Below are 15,905 nucleotides of genomic sequence, written 5' to 3'. Positions count from 1 at the left end.
GGAAAGGACGCACACACGTGACACCTCAGGCATTCTCCGGCGAGACCGAGCTGGAAGACGCGCTCACCACCCCGAGCCCGGCCCTCGTGGCCGATCTCGCGAAGGGGGCCGGCGATCTGGTCATCCTCGGCGCCGGCGGCAAGATGGGTCCGACGCTCGCCGTGCTCGCGCGGCGCGGACTCGACGCCGCCGGACGCACCGGGGATCAGGTGCACGCGGTCTCGCGCTTCGGCGACGCCGCGGTCCGCCGCCGGCTCGAGGATGCCGGCGTGCGGGTCGTGCCCTTCGACCTCATCGAGAACGACGACTTCGCCGGGCTCCCCGACGCGCCCCACGTCGTGTTCATGGTCGGGGCGAAGTTCGGCGCCGCCACCAGCCCGTCCTGGGCATGGGAGGTGAACGCCGCGCTCCCCGACCGGGTGGCGCGGCGCTACCGGGACAGCGCGATCGCCGTGATGTCGACCGGCAACGTCTACCCGTTCCTGCCTGCGTCGTCCGGCGGCGCCACGGAAGACGTCGCACCGGCGCCGATCGGGGAGTACGCGCAGTCCTGTCTCGGGCGCGAGCGCGTGTTCGAGTTCGGCGCGCAGGAGCGCGGGACGCGGATCTCCATCGTCCGGCTGAACTACGCGATCGATCTCCGCTACGGAGTGCTCGCCGACGTCGGGAGCGCCGTGCACGCCGGGCAGCCGGTCTCGGTCGCGACCGCGAACGTCAACGTGATCTGGCAGGGCTACGCCAACGAGGTGGTGCTGCGCAGTCTCGGCCATGCCTCCTCCGACGTGTTCACGGTGAACCTCACCGGCCCCGAGACGCTCAGCGTCGCCGCGGTCGCTCAGCGGTTCGGCGCGCTCCTCGGACGCGAGGTGCACCTCGTCGACGATCCGCAGCCGACCGCGCTGCTGAACGACTCCCGGCGCTGCATGGCGCTGTTCGGCTACCCGTCGGTCTCGGCCGACAGGCTCATCGAGCTGCAGGCGGCCTGGATCGAGGCCGGGCACCCGATGTCGGCGAAGCCCACCAAATGGGCCGTCCGGGACGGGCGCTTCTGATGGCGGCCGTCCCCGCGCTGCGTGAGGAGGCGGCCCGCACGCTCGCACGCGGCGCCGTGATCCCCGCTCATCCGCTCGCGCTGACCGCCACCCGCCGGCTCGATGAGCGGCGTCAGCGCGCGCTCACCCGCTACTACCTCGCCGCAGGCGCCGGCGGTGTCGCGGTCGGCGTGCACACGACCCAGTTCGAGATCCGCGATCCCGAGCATGCGCTGTTCGAGCCGGTGCTCGCGCTCGCCGCCGAGGAGCTCGACGCGCACGGGGATCCCGACGTGGTCCGGATCGCCGGGGTCGCGGGCGGTACGGGGCAGGCGGTCGCCGAGGCCGAGCTCGCCCGGTCCCTCGGCTACGACGCCGTGCTGGTCAGCCCGCGGGTCGCCGGCGCCGACGAGCGCGCGCTGCTGGAGCGGGCGCGGGCGGTCGGCGAGGTGCTCCCCGTGGTCGGCTTCTACCTGCAGACGGCGATCGGCGGGCCCGTGCTCGACCGCGCGTTCTGGCGCGAGTTCGCATCCATCCCCTCGGTCGTGGCGGTCAAGGCGGCCCCGTTCGACCGCTACCGCACCCTCGAACTGGTGCGGGGCGTCGCCGCCTCAGGGCGGGCGGACGAGATCGCGCTGTACACCGGGAACGACGATGCGATCGTCGCGGATCTGCTCTCGGAGTTCCACGTCGCCTCGCCGGACGGGCCGCGCACGCTGCGATTCGTCGGGGGGCTGCTCGGCCAGTGGGCGGTCGGCACGCGCGCGGCGGTCTCGGTGCTGGACCTGTCGCGGGAGGCGGCCGGCGGAGACGTCGCGGCCTACGCCGCGCTCGGCCGGATGGCATCGGATCTCGTCGACGTGAACCAGGCGGTGTTCGACCCGGGGAACGACTTCCACGGCGTCATCGCCGGCGTGCACGAGATGCTGCGCCAGCAGGGGCTGCTGGAGGGCATCTGGTGCCTGGACCCCGCGGAAGGGCTCTCGCCGGGCCAGGCCGAGGAGATCGCCCGCGTGCGCCGGGACTACCCGGAGCTCAACGACGACGCGTTCATCGCGGCCCATCGTGAGGAGTGGCTGCGATGACCTCCCCGATCCTCGTGGCGGTGGTCGGCACCGACCTGATGGCGGAGTTCTTCTCCGTGGAGGACGAGGCGCGGCTGCGGGCGACGGCGGCGGCTCTCGGCGGCGAGTACCTCCGCGTGGACCGGCTCGTCGACGTCCCCGATCCGAGCGGCACGCGGATCGTCGTCACCAGCTGGGGCGCGCCCCCCTTCGACGCCGCCGTGCTGGACCGGATGCCGCGGCTCGGGCTGGTGGCGCACACCGGCGCCACGGTCAAGCCCTTCGTCACCGATGAGCTGTTCGCCCGCGGGGTCAGGATCACGCAGGCCGGCGAGGCGATGGCCCGTCCCGTGGCGGAGGTCTCGCTGGCCTTCACGCTCGCCCTCCTGCACCGGATCCCGGAGATGTCGCTCGCACTCCGCGAGCGGAGCGGCTGGTACGACCCGGCCGTGGGCGCGCAGCATCAGATCCTGGGGGCGCCGATCGCCGTGATCGGGGCCTCCCGCACGGGACGCGCCTACCTCACGCTGATCCGCGCGCTCGGCGCCTGCCCGCTGCTCGTCGACCCGACGGTCGGCGCCGCCGACGCGGAGGCGCTGGGGGCGGAGAAGGCCGAGCTCGACGACGCGCTCCGCCGCGCCAGGATCGTCGCTCTGCACGCGCCGACCCTTCCCGAGACGCACCGGATGATCGGCGCCCGCGAGCTCGCACTCATGCCGGACGGGGCCGGCCTGGTCAACACCGCACGCTCGTGGCTGGTCGACGGAGCCGCCCTCGAGGCCGAGCTCCGCACGGGCAGGATCTCCGCGGCGCTGGACGTCTTCGACGAGGAGCCGCTTCCGGCGGCCGACATGCTGCGCACCCTTCCGAACGCCCTGCTGACCCCGCATCGGGCGGCGGGAACGGTCGAAGGCCGGCTGGAGCAGGGCAGGATCGTCGCCGACGAGGTCGAGGCGTTCGCGGCAGGGCGGCCGCTGCAGCACGGCGTCACGCGCGACCAGCTCGCCCTGATGGCCTGACCCATGCGGGTCGCGTTCGCCGGGGTCGCGCATTCGCACCCGTTCTCCGACGCCGCGGGGCTCGTCGCCCGTGGCGCCGAGATCACGGGCGTCTGGGACCGGGACGATCCGGAGCGCCGCAGGGACTTCTCCGCCCGGTTCGGAGCACCGGAGCTCCCCGGACTCGCGGATCTGCTCGCGCTGAACCCCGACGTCGTGGTGGCGACGCCGCGCACGGCGCGCGCCGCCGAGGTCGCCGGGGCGTGCGCCGCGGCGGGGATCCCGGTCTTCGCGAACAAGACGATCGCCGCCGACGCCGCCGGACTCGCGCGCTGGGACGCGCTGCCGGCCGGAGCGCGGTTCACCTCCTCGGTGCTGCGCTTCGCGCCGGGTCTCGGGACGTTCGCGACGACCCTCCGTGGCGAGCGCGTGCATGCCGTCGAGGTGCACGCGCAGCATGACATCGCGGGCTTCCTCTCCGCCGACCGGCGCTGGCAGGACGAGCCGTCCGGGGCGGGCGGGACGCTCGTCAACATCGGCGTGCACGCCTGGGAGATGCTCGACGTCGTCCTCCCCGGCGGGCGGGCGGAGATCCGCTCCGCCGTGCGCACGACGGGGGATTCGCGGACCGCCTCCGAGGTGCTGGGTTCCGTGCACGCCGTGGTCGACGGGGTCCCCGTGTCGGTGACGATCGCGGGCGTCGGCGGCGCCGACCGCTACGCCGTGCGGGTCTGGACGGACCGGGGCACGCGGGAGCTGGTCCTGCCGGATGACGCGGACGGTCTCGGCTACGGAGCCACGGCCGACGCCGTGTGCGCCCTGGCCCGCGGTGTCGTGCCGGTCGATCCGTCGCGCACCTCCGCCGTGTACCGCAACGCGATCGCCGCCGCCGAGGCCGCCCGCCGAGACGAAGGATTCCTGGGGAGAGAGACGGGCGCAGAACCGCGCCTTCCACGCGGGCACGCCCGCACCGATGGCGATGACGCCGGAAGTGAGACGACATGACCGACACGATTCCGCAGGACAGCGCGCAGAGGGCCGAGGGACGGTCCCGCCGTCTCGTGCTCGCAGGATTCGGGGCCGCCGCGCTGGGCGGCCTGACCGCCGTCGCAGCCGCCGCCCCGGCGAACGCCGTGACGGTGCCGACGGCACGGGATGCGGCGTCGGCCGCGACCGTCGCGGCGCTCGCATCGTTGAACGCCAAGGCCGATGACATCGTCGCCGTGGCCGGCTACGCCCGCCCGGGCGATGGCGGCGGCGGTCTCTTCCGCTGCATCACCGCGGATCCGCCGGCGGCGAACGGCGGCACGGTCGTGCCGGGCAAGGGCGGTGCCGTGTGGGCGCGCGTCCACGCCGGCACGGTCGATTTCCGGGCCTTCGGGATCTTCGGCCCCGAGACGCCGGCCGACGACGCGCTCGACGCCCTGGTCGGCGACGCCGCGGTGGTGCGCATCGAGGCGCACACCGATCTCAACTTCGTGCGCAGGCACAAGTTCGGCCGCTCCGGCATCGCCTTCGACTTCGGCGACCATCTGATGACGACGGAGGGGATCGAGAACGCCGGCAAGGACGATCCATTCGCGGCGGTCATGTACTTCTGCGGCGAGGTCACGGGGGAGGAGCACACGGCCGCGCTCGGCGAGGACGTCCCCGACCTCGCCGACGTGCTGCCGGTGGGCGACTCCTCGTTCTTCGCCGTCGGCGAGTGGTACGCGGCCGAGGTGAACGCGCGCTCCGGCCGCTGGGAGCGCGAGCTGCAGAAGCTCGTCCAGGTGACGCAGATCGTGGACGGATCCCATGTGCGCATCAACTACCAGATCGGCTGGCCGCTCGGATCCGACCGCTCGATCACGTGGCGGCACATCAAGCCGGTGCAGGACGTGGTCGTCTCGCGCCTCCGGTTCCTCGGGAAGGGCACGGACGAGTTCACCGGATCCCATCCGCTGGCCTTCGAGTACGCGGTGCGCTGCGACGTCGACCACATCGACGGCACCGCGACGTTCTGGCCGCTCATCATGCGCCGCTGGAACACGTCGTACACGACGGAGAGCTGCTCCCTGAAGAACCCCACGTCGGTCACCTGGGGCGGCGCGGGCTATCTGACCCAGCAGATCTACTGCCTCTACGGATACGTCGCGAACAGCCACACCTCGAACGCGCGGCACCTGAACGACTTCACCGCGAGCGCGTACTGCCTGGTCGAGAACTGTCACGGCGACGGCGACGACCAGGGGCCGTTCGTGACGCACGGCCAGTACGAGCACGACCTGACCTATGTGGGCAACTCGGGTCTGATGACCTTCGCGAACTCGGGCGCGGCCTGGGGATCCGCCGCCAAGCGCATCACCGTCCGCAAGCACGTCTGCTCGTGGTTCGTGGCGCGGGTCAAGGTCACCGACCTCACCCTCGAGGACGTCCGCGTGATCGGCAAGAAGGGGCTGGACGGATCCGGGATGCTCTGGATCAACGCGGACGGCGCCCAGCTGCGCGGCTGCTCCGCGACCGACACCCTCGTCATCACGCAGTCCTCGAGCGCGTCGAAGCGTCCGACCGTGATCGAGGCGTCGGACTTCGCGTTCGCCGCGGCGGGGGACCTCACGAACGCCTCCGTCACGGTTCCGGTCACGTTCGTCGACACCGTCCTCTCCGGCGTGAACGGGATGCGGATCGGCGGCGCCGGCGCGGTGACGTTCCGCGGCGGACGGCTCGTCGGGGGAGACCGCGACGCCGCCTTCGGCACGCTCTCCGCACGGCTCCGCATCGACGGGACCGATCTCGACGACGTGCGGATCGACGCGGCGGGCAAGGATCCGCAGGCCGTCGAGGTCCTCGGCGGAACCGTGCTGTCGACGACGAAGGGGGCGGGACTCTCGCGCAGCGGCGCCGGCGATCTCACGGTCCTCCTCGGCGACAGCACCTTCACCGGCGACGGCACGCACGTGTCGCTCGGATCCGGTGTCAATCACTACCGGGCGACGGGCTGCCGGTTCGTCGGCGGTGCGCTCGAGCTCCCGGCCGACGGCTTCGGGGACAAGAGCACGCTGCTGCACTCGGGCAACGTCGAGAGCGGTGTGAAGCGCACGATGCCGCAGGAGGCCGCGAACGTGGTGCTCTCCGGGAACGTCGTCGTATGACCGCCGGGCCGACCATCCGCACCGCTGCGCCCGGGGATGCCGCGGCGCTCGCCGCGCTCTGGGCGCACGCGTTCACGCCCCCGCTCGCGCCCGATCAGTGGGAGGCGGATCCCGAGCGGTTCGCGCACACGATCGTCGCGGAGGACGCGTCGGGTCTGGTCGGCTCGATTCATGGACGGATCAAGCACCTGCGCGAGGAGGCGGGCGGCCTCGCGCAGGTGCACGCCATCGGCAGCGTCGCCGTCGCCGACCGGGCGCGCGGGCACGGCGTCGCCCGGCGCCTGGTGTCCGCGACGCTCTCGGCCGCGCGGCGTTCCGGCGCGGACTGGGCGCTGCTGTTCACCGGGACCCCCGGCGTCTACCGCTCCAGGGGATTCGAGACCTTCGCGATGGCGCGGGTCCTTGCGGGCCCGTGGCAGGCGCAGGGCGCGACCGGCGGTGCGGACGTGCGCCGCGGCACGGTCCGTCCGGGCGCGAGCACGCTCTGGCGGCGCGTCTACGAGGACTCCCGCGAGGGCGTCGCCCTCGCCCCGGTGCGTTCCGAGATCGACTGGATCATGGCAGAGGTGCGGCTCGCGGGCCTGCGTACCTTCACCGTGGAGCGGGAGGGATCCGTGCTCGGCTACGCCGTCGCGGAGGTGCGCGGAGGCCGCGGCGAGCTCGTGGAGTTCGCCGTGCCCTCCGCCGCTCCGGATCGGATCCGCACGGCGCTGCTGGACGCGGTCGCCGAGGACTGGCGGGCCGCCGGCGTCGACCGGTGCGAGATCGCCGTGCCGGCGCGCCTCGCGGACCTCGCGATCATGCAGGAGTTCGCGCCCGGGGCGGCACCCGTGCCCGACACGACCGGGATGACCCGAGCGGTCGGACGGGCGCCTCGCCTCACCGGTGTGCGGCATTTCGGGGCGGCCGACTACTTCTGAGGGCTGCGCGTCACTCCGCCGCGGTGCCCGCCTCCGGACGGCCGCCCGTGAGCGGGGCGATCCGGTCGACCGCCTGGGTGACGTGTGCGGCGATGACGTCCCGCACGGCCTCGGGGTCGCCTCCGGCGATCGCCTCGTAGATGAGCCGGTGGCTGCGGACGTGCTCGGCCTGCTCGGCCGGGGGGAGCGCCGCATTGGCGGCATGGATGAACCCGGCGATGCGTCCGCGCAACTGGGCGTTCAGCTCGGTCACGAACCGGTGCTCCGACAGCTCGGCGAGGGCCTCGTGGAAGGCGCGGTCCTGCCGCAGCACCTCGGCCATGTCGCCGATCGGGGCCGCGTCCATCGCCGCCAGGATCCCCTGCAGCCGGAGTGCGGACGCCTCGTTCCAGCGCTGCTGCACGCGGATCGCCATGAACTGCTCGAGCACGATGCGCAGACTCGAGATCTCCTCGAGATCCCGGGCCGTGAGCTCGGCGACGCGGGCTCCGCGCCGCGGCTCGCGGACGACCAGCCGCTCCTCGGCGAGGCGGGTGAGCGCCTCCCTGACCGGGATGTGACTGACGCCGAGCGACGCCGCGAGACGCCGTTCGACGAGGCGCTCACCGGGCATCAGCTCGCCCGAGTGGATCGCGGCGCGCAGCTCGTCTGCCACCTGTTCGGCGATGTTCTGGTCCGTCACCGTGCGCATGGCTCCCTCTCGCGGGTCGCGGCTTCCGCGCACCGTCCTCCGATGCTATGGCATCCGATCGAGAGGAAAGGGCTGGACGAAATCCTGATTTTGCTAGATGCTATAGCGAATGACCTACCCGATGCACCCGATGGAGGAGGCACCATGTCACGACGACGTGCTTGGCTGAGCGGAGCGGCGCTCGTCGCGGCCGCACTGATCATCAGCGGCTGCGGTTCCGCGGCGAAGCCCGGCGGAAGCGCTCAACAGAGCGGGACCCTGACGGTCGCGGCTGCGCAGGGCATCCCTCAGCTCAACCCTGCGATTCGCACCTTCGCCTGGGAGGAGGTGCTGTTCCCCCTGCTCTGGAACGGGCTGACCAAGACGGATGCGTCCGGAAAGGTCGTCGGCGACCTCGCGGAACGCTGGGATGCGTCGGCCGATCAGAAGACCTGGACCTTCACGCTGAAGCAGGGCGTCACGTTCTCGAACGGCGATCCCTTCACCGCGGCATCCGCCGTGGCGGCCTTCCGGTACTACCTCGACGACAAGACGGCGACCCAGGAGAAGAACAAGATCTCGATGGTCACCGATGTCTCCGCACCGGATGACAAGACGGTCGTGATCACGCTCTCCGAGCCGATCGCCACCTTCCCGGCCGGCATCGTGTGGGTCAAGATGATCGACGTCGACGCGCTGGGCTCGATCGACAAGCAGCCGATCGGCACGGGCCCCTATGTCGTGCAGAAGTTCACCCCCGACGACTCGGTCACGCTGGTTCCCAACAAGAAGTTCTTCGGCAAGGCCCCGGGCCTGAGCGAGATCAAGGTCGTCAAGGCGGCCGAGTCGACCGCCGCGGTGACGGGTCTGCGATCGGGCGACATCGACGTGCTGTGGTCGGTGCCGCAGGGCGACGTCGCGGGCCTCGAGGGCGGAGACATCTCCCTGGTGCGTCCGGACAGCCCCAGCCAGTGGCCGTCCTGGGAGGTCGACACGACCTCCGCGCCGTTCAACGACGTCCGCGCGCGCCAGGCGCTCGCCTATGCCACCGACCGGAAGGCGATCCTCGACGCCGCCTATTCCGGTCAGGGGCAGGTCTCGCCGACCAACAACGCCCTCGGCGCGAAGAACCCGTGGTTCGCGGGCGATCTGACCGACTACTCCTACGACCTCGACAAGGCGAAGAAGCTGTTCGCCGAGGCGGGGGTCACCGAGGGCAGCACGCTGACCTGGTGGGGCGTCGCCGGGCAGTATCCGGAGTGGAACACGAGCGGCGAGATCCTGCAGGCGAGTCTGAAGAAGATCGGGATCACCCTGAAGATCGACAACAACGACATCGGGACCTGGGTGAACTCCTTCTACCCCGCGGGCAAGAGCTACCCCGGCTACATCGTGCCGAACTTCCAGTCCACCCCGCCCGAGCCCGCGTATTCGCTGAACTTCTACCTGCCGGGCCGCTGCGAGTGCAACTGGCAGGATCCGGAGTTCACCGCGGCCTTCGCGGCGGCGATCGCCGAGCCCGACGAGAAGGCGCGCAAGGAGAAGTGGGGCAAGGCGGAGGAGATCATCAACCGCGAGGTGCCGCTCATCGTCCCGCTGCAGTCCACGGTCGTCTCCGCGACCAGCACCAAGGTGTCGGGGGTGTGGGTCGAGGGCGGCGGCCAGCTGCACCTCGAGGGCGCGCGGCTGAAGGGCTGACGTGGCGCTCTCCCTCCTTCGACGGGTGGCGATCAGCATCGCGATGCTGATCGCCACCTCGATCCTCGTCTTCGTGGTCCTGCGGCTGCTCCCGGGGGATCCGGTGATCACCCGGCTCGGCTCCACGCCCGGCGTCGATGCCGAGACGATCAAGCGCCTCCGCGAGGAGGCCGGCCTCGACGCGCCGATCATCGAGCAGTACCTCCGCTGGATGGGAGGGATCTTCACCGGTGACTTCGGGCAGTCCTACTTCAACCAGTTCTCCGTCACCGAGCTCATCGCGCAGCGGTTCCCGGCGACCGTCGAGCTCACCCTCATCGGCATCGTGCTGGCGATCATCATCGCCGTCCCGACCGCGGTCATCGCCTCGCTCCGGCCGCTCGGCGCGGTGGACCGGATCCTCACCGCGATCTCCACGGCGGGGATGGCGCTGCCGCAATTCCTCATCGGCATCGTGCTGATCGTCGTGTTCGCGGTGCAGCTGAGAATCCTCCCTGCCCGTGGATTCACGCCGTTCGCCGATGATCCGGCGTCGAACCTGGTGCGCATGATCCTGCCGTCGCTCACCCTCGCGTTCGCCGCGGCGCCGCTGCTGATGCGGTTCCTGCGGGCATCCATGATCGAGGTGCTGGACGCTCCGTACATCCGCACCGCGAAGGGCAAGGGGCAGTCGGGGTCGGGCGTCGTCCTCGGTCATGCGCTGCGCAACGCCCTCATCCCCGGCCTGACCATGCTCGGGCTGATCGTGGGCTACACGCTCGGCGGCGTGGTGATCGTGGAGTACGTCTTCGGCATCCCGGGACTCGGCTCCCTCGCGATCGACGCGGTGTTCAAGCGCGACTACGCGGTGCTGCAGTCGGTCGTGCTGCTGATCTCCGCGCTGTTCATCCTCACGACGCTCGTGGTCGATCTGCTCTACGGCGTCCTCGACCCGCGCCTTCGCACCAGGAGGATCCATGGCTGATCCGACGTCGACCCTCGTGACGCCGCCGCGCACCCGTGCGCGCCGGGCATCCCCCGCGTCGGTCCTCTCGGTCGGCGTCATCGCGCTGATCGTGCTCGCCTGCGTCCTCGCGCCGGTGCTCTCGCCCTACGATCCCGCGGCGCAGTCGCCCCAGCGATTCGCCCCGCCTTCGGGCGCGCATCTCTTCGGCACCGACGAACTGGGGCGCGACCTCTTCAGCCGGGTGCTGTACGGCGGTCAGCTCACGGTCTTCATCGCCGGCGGCGCGACGCTCGTGGCGATGGTGCTCGGCATCGCGTGGGGGATGACGGCGGCCTTCCGGCGCGGCGTCGTCGACGAACTGCTCATGCGTCTCGCCGACACCGTCATGGCGATCCCGCAGATCCTCTTCGCGCTGGTGTTCATCTCGGCGTTCGGAGCCGACCCCGTCAAGCTCGCCGTGATCGTGGGCGTGCTGCTCACCCCGACCACGGCGCGCCTCGTGCGCTCGGCGGTGCTGAGCGAGCTGCAGGAGGACTACTTCACCGCAGCGGTGGCCTTCGGGTCCACGCGCCGCAGGCTGCTCTTCGCCGAGGTGCTGCCCAATGCCCGCGGGTCGATCATCGTGCAGACGGCGATCAACGCCGCCAACGCCATCCTGCTGGAGGCGTCGATGAGCTTCGTCGGACTGGGCATCGCCCCGCCCCAGGCGACCTGGGGCACGCTCATGCAACAGGGGTACCAGAAGATGTACCAGTCCATCGGATACGTGCTGTTCCCTGCACTGTTCATCTTCGTGACGATCTGGCTGCTCAACGTGCTCGCCGACCAGTTCGGCGGCGACAGGAAGGGGATGCGCCGATGACGTCGGTTGCGGAGGACGCCGTGCTCGAGGTGCGCGACCTGACCGTCGCCTATGGAGAGGCGACGCCGGTCAAGGGCATCGGCTTCGCCGTGCGGCCGGGAGAGCGGATCGGCCTGGTCGGCGAGTCCGGATCCGGCAAGTCGCTCACCGCGCTGTCGATCATGCGGCTCGCGGAGGGCGCCCGCCTCGGCGGCAGCATCCGGCTCGAGGGCCGCGAGCTCCTCGACCTCAGCGAGCGCGAGATGACGCGCGTGCGCGGCGGTGAGATCGCGATGGTCTACCAGGATCCGATGAGCTCGCTCAACCCCGTGCGCACGATCGGCCATCAGCTGGTCGAAGCCATCCGCCTGCATGAGCGCATGCCGAAGGAGGCCGCCCGTGAGCGTGCTGTCGAACTGCTCACCGAAGTCGGCGTGCCGTTCCCGGAGGAGCGCCTCTCCCAGTATCCGCACGAGTTCTCCGGCGGCATGCGCCAGCGCGTGATGATCGCGATGGCGATGTCGTCGCGCCCGAAGGTGCTCATCGCCGATGAGCCGACCACCGCGCTCGATGTCACCACCCAGTCCCGCATCATCGACCTCCTCGATCGGCTGGCCGAGGAGCATGGCACGGCGGTCGTGCTGATCACGCACGACCTCGGCGTCGCGGCGGGTTTCTGCGAGCGCATCCACGTCATGCGGCAGGGCCGGATCATCGAGGAGGCTCCGGTCGAACGGCTCTACGCGGAGCCGCAGCATCCGTACACCCGTGCGCTGCTGGGCGCCGTCGTCGACCTCACCGTGGACGTGCACCGGCCGATCCGGACGACGGGGGAGGTGCTCGAACGTCCCGCTGCTCCCGAGGAGGGGGGCGGAGGCGCCGGCGCCGTGGACAGGGCGCGACAGTCGGGCGATGTCCTTCTCGACGTCCGCGACCTGCGGAAGGTCTTCGCCCTCGGATCGGGCCGGCGGGTCACCGCGGTCGACGACGTCTCGTTCCAGATCCGACGCGGCGAGACCTTCGGCCTCGTCGGGGAGTCGGGATCGGGGAAGTCCACGGTCTCCAAGGCCGTGCTGGCCCTGGGCGGCATCGACGGTGGATCCGTCGTCTTCGACGGCGTCCGCCCGCACGAGCTGCGGGCGGAGCCGCTGCGCCGGCTGCGGCGCCGGATGCAGATGGTCTTCCAGGACCCGTTCTCCGCGCTCAACCGGAGGCAGACGGTCGCCGAGATCATCGAGGCGCCGTTGCGCGCCCACGGCATCGGCACCCGCGCGACCCGGGCGGAGAAGGTGCGGGAGGCGATGCACCGGGTCAGACTCGACGGGGAGTTCGCGTCGCGGCTGCCCCGGTCGATGTCGGGCGGGCAGTGCCAGCGCGTGTCCATCGCGCGTTCGCTCGTGCTCGAGCCGGAGTTCCTGGTGCTGGACGAGTCCGTCTCGGCCCTGGATGTGTCCATCCAGGCCCAGGTGCTCAACCTGCTGCGTGACCTGCAGTCCCAGCTCGGCCTGACCTATCTGTTCATCAGTCACGATCTCGCCGTGATCCGGTACATGTCCTCGACCGTGGCGGTCATGCAGCAGGGTCGGATCGTCGAGATGGCGGCGCGCGACCAGCTCTTCGCGAACCCGCAGCACGAGTACACGCGGGGTCTCATGGCGGCGATCCCGATCGCGGATCCGGTCGCCGAACGTCGGCGCAGGGCCGAGGCCGCCGCGCTCTGGGAATCTGCCGGCACGCCGAAGGCCGCCGTCGGCGCCCCCTGACGGGACGCCGTCCCGCACCCCGAACATCCCGAAACGCCGTCGAAGGAGAATCATGTCGTCCCCCGCCCACCTCGCCCGCACCTCGTCCGACGTCGGCGCGAGCGCGATGAAGAAGGCCATCTGGCGGCTCGGTCCGTTCCTCGGCCTGCTGTACCTCGTCGCATACATCGACCGGAACAACGCCGGATTCGCCAAGCTCGAGATGACCCAGGCGCTGCAGATGACCGAGGCCGCCTTCGGTCTCGCGGCAGGGATCTTCTTCATCGGGTACCTGCTCTTCGAGGTGCCGAGCAATCTGCTGCTCGAGAGGTTCGGTGCGCGCAAGTGGATCGCGCGGATCATGATCACCTGGGGGATCGTCGCGGTGCTGACCGCCTTCGTGCAGGATGCGACGCAGTTCGCGATCGCGCGATTCCTGCTCGGCATCGCCGAAGCCGGATTCTTCCCCGGCGTCCTGCTCTACCTCACGCTCTGGTTCCCGCGGCAGTACCGCACGCAGGTGCTCGCGGTGTTCGCGCTGTCGAACCCGCTGGCGAACGCGATCGCGGCACCGCTGTCCGGGTGGATCATGGGCCTGCACGGATTCCTCGGCATGGAGGGGTGGCAGCTGGTCTTCCTGCTCGAGGGCGTCCCCGCCGTGCTGCTCGCCTTCGTCGTGTTCTTCTGGCTGCCGGACCGCCCGCAGGACGCCCGCTGGCTGACCGCGGCGGAGCAGCGATGGATCTCCGACACGGTCGCCGAGGAGACCGCGGCCACGGAGCGGGCGCACGGACGCGTCCGGCTCGCCGCCGTCTTCGGGAACGGACGGCTGTGGCTGCTGATCCTGCTGTTCTTCGGGGTGGTGTTCGGGGCTTACGGCCTGGGCCTCTGGCTGCCGACGATCGTGAAGGGCATGGGCGACTTCTCCACCGCCACGATCGGCTGGCTCGTCGCCGTGCCGAACATCTGCGCGGCGCTGCTGATGCTGCCGTGGGAGCGGGCCGCCCGCAAGCAGGGCAACATCCCGTTGCAGGTCGGCATCACGCTGTCGATCACGGCGCTGTCGCTGCTCGCGGCGGTGGCGGCCAGGGATGTGCCGGTTCTCGCGCTCGCCGCCCTGTGCGTGGGCATGTCGGCGCTGTTCGCGACGACGCCGCTGTTCTGGAGCCTGCCGCCGATGGTGCTGACGGGCACGGCGGCAGCCGCAGGGCTCGCCTTCATCAACTCCGTCGGGAACCTCGCGGGGTTCGCCGGGCCGTACGCGATCGGATGGATCACCGAGAGCACGGGATCGGCGGTGTGGGGCCTGCTTCCGGTCGCGGCCCTCACCGTGATGGGCGCGGCGATCGGGTTCGTGCTCAGCCGCCGGCCCGAGTTCTCGAAGCCGGTGCCGATCGGAGCGGGGGACTGACCCTCGCGCGAGGGTAGGGTTTTGCTATAGCAATGGAGGAGACGGAAGAATGGCTCAGCAGGCCGCACCCGTGGGCACCATGATCGGGGATCGCATCCGCGTGCCGCGCACCCGCACCACGGTCGGCGTCTCGCGGCGCGACATCACCCCTCCGGTCGGAATCCGGGCGAAGAACTGGGGTCCGGCGGACTGGGAGCGCTCCGAGGGCGTGCATCGCCCGTTCGCGCTCACGGCTCTCGCGCTGATCGGCGACGACGGTCGTCCACGCCTGCTGCTCGCCGTGGACGGCACATGGTGGCGCCGCGTCGCCGACGAGCAGGGCGTGCGCGGAGCGATCCTCGACGGTCTGGGACTCGAACCGGATCAGCTCATGCTGTCCCTCTCGCACACGCACGCCGGCGCAGTGCTGTGCGCGGCCGATGCACACCTGCCGGGGGGCGAGCTCATCCCCGGATACCTCGAGGCGCTCGCCGCCGCGGGCATCGCCGCCGGCCGGGAGGCGCTGGACGGCGCGGAGCCGGGGCTGATCGAGTGGGCGCAGGGACGATGCGCGCTGGCCGCGGATCGTGAACTGGTCCTGGACGGGCGCGCCCTCGTCGGTTTCAACCCCGCGGGCGACGCCGACGACACGGTCGTGATCGGGCGGATCAGCGTGGGCGGCCGCGTGCGCGCCACCCTGGTGAACTACGCCTGCCACCCGACGACGCTCGCCTGGCAGAGCCGCGAGGTCTCGCCCGACTACGTGGGTGCGATGTGTGAGATCGTCGAGAGCGCCACGGATGCGCCATGCCTGTTCGTGCAGGGCGCCTCCGGCGAGCTCGCGCCGCGCGAGCAGTACACGGGCGACGTGTCGGTGGCCGACCGGCACGGACGTTCGCTCGGACATGCGGTGCTCGCCGCGCTCGACGCGCTGCCCGCGCCCGGCGACGAGGTCACCCTCGACGGCGTGGTCGAGTCGGGGGCTCCGCTCGCGATCTGGGCGGGACGCCCCGCCGAGGCCGACGGCTCCGCCTCCGGCACGACGACGAGCGTGGATCTGCCCCTGCGCGATCTGCCCACCCTCGACGAACTCGCGGAGGAGTGGAAGGACATCGATCCCCGCTCGCGCGAGGAGCGGCTCGGACGCGCGCGCAATCTCCGCGAGGGCTACATCGACGGCCCGACCGTCCGGCACCCGGTGTGGGCGTGGCGGGTCGGCGACGCGGTGCTCCTCGGCCATCCGGGTGAGGCCTACTCGCGACTCCAGCGCACCCTGCGCGCGAGGTTCCCGGGCGTCCCGATCGTCGTGATGAACCTCACGAACGGACCGGGGTTCGTCTATCTGCCCACGCGCGAGGCCTATGACCGCGGCGCGTACCAGGCCTGGCAGACGCCGCTCGCGCCCGGCGCCCTCGACCTGCTCGAGGAGCACGCGTCCCGCGTGGTCGCCGAGCTGCTCGGCCGCTGATGC

13 protein-coding genes are annotated in these 15,905 nt (G+C 71.3%); 12 read left to right on the top strand and 1 reads right to left on the bottom strand.

Features of this window, described 5'->3' with window-relative positions; genetic code table 11:
- The first annotated feature begins 17 nt into the window (after positions 1-17).
- Genes ACIPY5_RS08185 through ACIPY5_RS08160 form a run of 6 tightly spaced genes read left to right on the top strand, consistent with a single transcriptional unit; the run spans position 18 to position 7,147 of the window.
- The gene (locus ACIPY5_RS08185) at positions 18-1,052 is read left to right on the top strand and encodes an NAD-dependent epimerase/dehydratase family protein (protein WP_400969040.1); all 1,035 of its coding nucleotides are present in this window, start codon (positions 18-20) and stop codon (positions 1,050-1,052) included.
- Positions 1,052-2,116, top strand: a complete 1,065-nt coding sequence (locus ACIPY5_RS08180; RefSeq protein WP_309357476.1) for a dihydrodipicolinate synthase family protein — start codon at positions 1,052-1,054, stop codon at positions 2,114-2,116. The genes ACIPY5_RS08185 and ACIPY5_RS08180 overlap by 1 nt, the downstream gene beginning before the upstream one ends.
- On the top strand, positions 2,113-3,114 hold the full coding sequence (locus ACIPY5_RS08175; protein ID WP_400969036.1) for a hydroxyacid dehydrogenase: 1,002 nt from the start codon (positions 2,113-2,115) through the stop codon (positions 3,112-3,114). Before ACIPY5_RS08180 ends, ACIPY5_RS08175 begins: the two co-directional genes overlap by 4 nt.
- 3 nt (positions 3,115-3,117) lie before the next feature.
- The gene (locus tag ACIPY5_RS08170; protein ID WP_400969033.1) at positions 3,118-4,098 is read left to right on the top strand and encodes a hypothetical protein; all 981 of its coding nucleotides are present in this window, start codon (positions 3,118-3,120) and stop codon (positions 4,096-4,098) included.
- Positions 4,095-6,227, top strand: coding sequence for a peptidase C14 (locus ACIPY5_RS08165; RefSeq protein ID WP_400969030.1), 2,133 nt, complete (start codon positions 4,095-4,097; stop codon positions 6,225-6,227). Before ACIPY5_RS08170 ends, ACIPY5_RS08165 begins: the two co-directional genes overlap by 4 nt.
- On the top strand, positions 6,224-7,147 hold the full coding sequence (locus ACIPY5_RS08160) for a GNAT family N-acetyltransferase (protein ID WP_400969027.1): 924 nt from the start codon (positions 6,224-6,226) through the stop codon (positions 7,145-7,147). Before ACIPY5_RS08165 ends, ACIPY5_RS08160 begins: the two co-directional genes overlap by 4 nt.
- A gap of 10 nt (positions 7,148-7,157) precedes the next feature.
- On the opposite strand, the gene ACIPY5_RS08155 is transcribed toward ACIPY5_RS08160, so the two are convergent.
- On the bottom strand, positions 7,158-7,838 hold the full coding sequence (locus ACIPY5_RS08155) for a GntR family transcriptional regulator (protein ID WP_309357470.1): 681 nt from the start codon (positions 7,836-7,838) through the stop codon (positions 7,158-7,160).
- A 144-nt stretch (positions 7,839-7,982) separates the two neighbouring features.
- On the opposite strand from ACIPY5_RS08155, the gene ACIPY5_RS08150 reads away from it, so the two are divergent.
- Genes ACIPY5_RS08150 through ACIPY5_RS08125 form a run of 6 tightly spaced genes read left to right on the top strand, consistent with a single transcriptional unit; the run spans position 7,983 to position 15,902 of the window.
- A complete protein-coding gene (locus ACIPY5_RS08150) occupies positions 7,983-9,515 on the top strand; it encodes an ABC transporter substrate-binding protein (RefSeq protein ID WP_400969023.1) in 1,533 nt (510 codons plus the stop codon).
- Between the two features lies 1 nt (position 9,516).
- Positions 9,517-10,479: an ABC transporter permease gene (locus tag ACIPY5_RS08145; RefSeq protein ID WP_400969020.1), complete on the top strand. Its 963-nt coding sequence runs from the start codon at positions 9,517-9,519 to the stop codon at positions 10,477-10,479.
- Positions 10,472-11,323, top strand: a complete 852-nt coding sequence (locus tag ACIPY5_RS08140) for an ABC transporter permease (RefSeq protein WP_400969017.1) — start codon at positions 10,472-10,474, stop codon at positions 11,321-11,323. Before ACIPY5_RS08145 ends, ACIPY5_RS08140 begins: the two co-directional genes overlap by 8 nt.
- Positions 11,320-13,065, top strand: a complete 1,746-nt coding sequence (locus tag ACIPY5_RS08135) for a dipeptide ABC transporter ATP-binding protein (protein WP_400969014.1) — start codon at positions 11,320-11,322, stop codon at positions 13,063-13,065. The genes ACIPY5_RS08140 and ACIPY5_RS08135 overlap by 4 nt, the downstream gene beginning before the upstream one ends.
- A 52-nt stretch (positions 13,066-13,117) precedes the next feature.
- Positions 13,118-14,455: an MFS transporter gene (locus tag ACIPY5_RS08130; RefSeq protein ID WP_400969011.1), complete on the top strand. Its 1,338-nt coding sequence runs from the start codon at positions 13,118-13,120 to the stop codon at positions 14,453-14,455.
- 49 nt (positions 14,456-14,504) lie between these two features.
- Positions 14,505-15,902, top strand: a complete 1,398-nt coding sequence (locus ACIPY5_RS08125; protein WP_400969008.1) for a hypothetical protein — start codon at positions 14,505-14,507, stop codon at positions 15,900-15,902.
- The last annotated feature ends 3 nt before the right edge of the window (positions 15,903-15,905 follow it).

This window comes from Microbacterium sp. NPDC089698 (assembly GCF_044749045.1).
Taxonomy (GTDB): Bacteria; Actinomycetota; Actinomycetes; order Actinomycetales; family Microbacteriaceae; genus Microbacterium.
The sequence above is the reverse complement of the archived record's forward strand: the minus strand, read 5'-3'. Positions and strand labels throughout refer to the sequence as shown.